This is a genomic window from Microvirga pakistanensis (genome assembly GCF_004458765.1).
Lineage (GTDB): Bacteria > Pseudomonadota > Alphaproteobacteria > Rhizobiales > Beijerinckiaceae > Microvirga > Microvirga pakistanensis.
Genome location: NZ_SPJX01000602.1, coordinates 1 through 650 on the forward strand (window position 1 = coordinate 1; position 650 = coordinate 650).

At 63.7% G+C, this 650-nt stretch carries 1 protein-coding gene; it reads left to right on the forward strand.

The features are described from left to right. On the forward strand, positions 1-650 hold a 650-nt coding region (locus E4K09_RS24045), incomplete at both ends, for an ATP-binding cassette domain-containing protein (protein ID WP_134500189.1).

Below are 650 nucleotides of genomic sequence, written 5' to 3' on the forward strand. Positions count from 1 at the left end.
CTGCGCGACGGCCGCCATATCGCGACACGCGACACCGAGGGCCTCGAGCCGCTCGAGATGGCGCGCCTCATGGTGGGTCGCGACATGTCGAAGCTCTACCCGGACAAGCCGGCCACCGCATCCGACCAGGTCGTCCTCTCGGTGAGCGACATGGTTGTGCCCGGCTACGTGGAGAACGCCTCGTTCAGACTGAAGCGAGGCGAGATCCTCGGCTTCGGAGGCTTGATCGGCGCGGGCCGCACGGAGCTGTTCGAAGGCATCGTCGGCCTTCGTCCTAGTCACGGCACCGTCACCATCGACGGAAAGAACGTGCACTTTCGCGATGCGCGCGAGGCCATGGCGGCGGGCATCGTTTATCTCTCCGAAGATCGCAAGGGCAAAGGCCTGCTGCTGCACCAGAACCTGCGCGTCAATCTTTCGCTAGCCGCTCTCGACAAATTCAGTCGCGGCTCCTTCATCGATGTCGGGGCGGAGGAGAAGGCCCTCGACGGAGCGATCAAGGATTTCGACATCCGCACCCGGAGCCGGGACCTTTTGGCGGGTCAGCTCTCCGGCGGCAATCAGCAAAAGCTCCTGCTCGCCAAGATGATGCTGCTCAATCCGCGCATCATCGTCATCGATGAGCCGACGCGCGGCGTCGATATCGGCAC